Origin of the sequence: Clostridium frigoris (assembly GCF_018861865.1) — a bacterium.
Classification (GTDB): Bacteria; Bacillota; Clostridia; order Clostridiales; family Clostridiaceae; genus Clostridium_AD; species Clostridium_AD frigoris.
Window position 1 is genome coordinate 1 of sequence record NZ_JAHLDV010000131.1, and the last position, 1,616, is coordinate 1,616.

Below are 1,616 nucleotides of genomic sequence, written 5' to 3' on the forward strand. Positions count from 1 at the left end.
AGTAGGTGTATTAAACTTACCCAAAATTATAATTCAAACAAAGTAAAGCACCAACAATTCGTTGGTGCTAATGTTTCACTTAATTTGGGACATTTTCAAAAATGATTGACACATATTTATTGTTTTTTTGTATATTTCATGTAATTAATAATAAACACTTTAATATAAAATATTAAAGCATTTATTTATTATACTATATATTTATAGTAAATTTCTATTTTGAAATTACTGTGTTTGTTCCCATATATTTTAATAAAACCGTTGGTATAGTTACTGATCCATCTTCATTTTGATAATTTTCAAGAACTGCAGCTAAGGCTCTTCCAACAGCTACTCCCGATCCATTTAGTGTATGAATGTACTGAGCCTTATCTTTTTTATTATCCTTATATCTAATGTTTGCACGCCTTGCTTGGTAATCCTCAAAATTACTACAGCTTGATATTTCAACATATTTATTATAACTTGGCATCCAAACTTCAATATCATATTTAAATGAAGCTGTAAACCCTAAATCTCCTTTACATATCTTAACTATTCTATAAGGAAGTTCAAGTCCTTGTAATACTGATTCTGCATCAGAAAGCAATTTCTCAAGTTCTGCATATGAATCCTCAGGTTTTGTGAATTTAAGAAGTTCAACTTTATTAAATTGATGTTGCCTTATTAGTCCTCTTGTATCTCTTCCTGCTGAACCTGCTTCTTGTCTAAAACAAGCACTATATGCAACATGTTTTATAGGAAGATCCTGTCCATTCAATATTTCGTCTCTATATATGTTAGTAACAGGCACCTCTGCTGTAGGTATTAAGAAATAGTCTGTATTAGCTACCTTAAACGCATCTTCTTCGAATTTAGGTAGTTGGCCAGTACCAATCATACTTTGTCTATTAACCATATATGGAGGTAATATTTCTGTATACCCATTTGTATCCACATGTAAATCTAAAAAGTAACTTATTAATGCTCTCTCAAGTCTTGCTCCAAGACCTTTATAAACTGTAAACCTTGAACCTGTAATCTTTCCGCCTCTTTCAAAATCTAAAATATCATTATCTACTCCTAAATCCCAATGTGCTTTTGTTTCAAATTTAAAGTTTGTTGGTTCTCCCCATTTTTTTACTTCAACATTATCTTCTTCTGTATTTCCTAGTGGCACATTCTCATTAGGAATATTTGGAATACTTAACATGATATCTTTAATTTTCTCATCTACCTCAGATAACTCAACATCATAATTTTTGATTTCATCTGAAAGTTTTTTCATTTCAACCATTATTTCTTCTACACTTTCACCGTTTTTTTTCATTTTAGGTACAAGTGCAGATTCAGTATTTCTTATATTTTTTAATTCTTCTACCGTTGTTAACATATCTCTTCTTTTTTTATCAAGGTATACAACATCATCAATTATTGATACTTTAAAATTTTCCCCTCTGTCTGCCATTAATGCCTTTATTTCTTCTGGATTATTTCTTATTCTTTTTAAATCTAACATAATTATTCCTTCCTCTCTTTATTATAAATTACTCTTGATATCTCACTCATTCTTAAAATCTCATCATTTTAAAAAGAAACTTTCTTGTTATATATTGAATTATTGTATTTATATGGGC

At 29.1% G+C, this 1,616-nt stretch carries 1 protein-coding gene; it reads right to left on the minus strand.

Going from position 1 to position 1,616, the window contains the following annotated elements; genetic code table 11:
* Window positions 1-214 precede the first annotated feature (214 nt).
* Window positions 215-1,498, minus strand: a complete 1,284-nt coding sequence (gene serS / locus KPL37_RS19380) for a serine--tRNA ligase (RefSeq protein ID WP_216151707.1) — start codon at window positions 1,496-1,498, stop codon at window positions 215-217.
* Between the last annotated feature and the right edge of the window lie 118 nt (window positions 1,499-1,616).

Bases quoted from the DNA above. Each gene is read 5' to 3' on its own strand.
- serS (WP_216151707.1), bottom strand. From the start codon at position 1,498: ATGTTAGATTTAAAAAGAATAAGAAATAATCCAGAAGAAATAAAGGCA.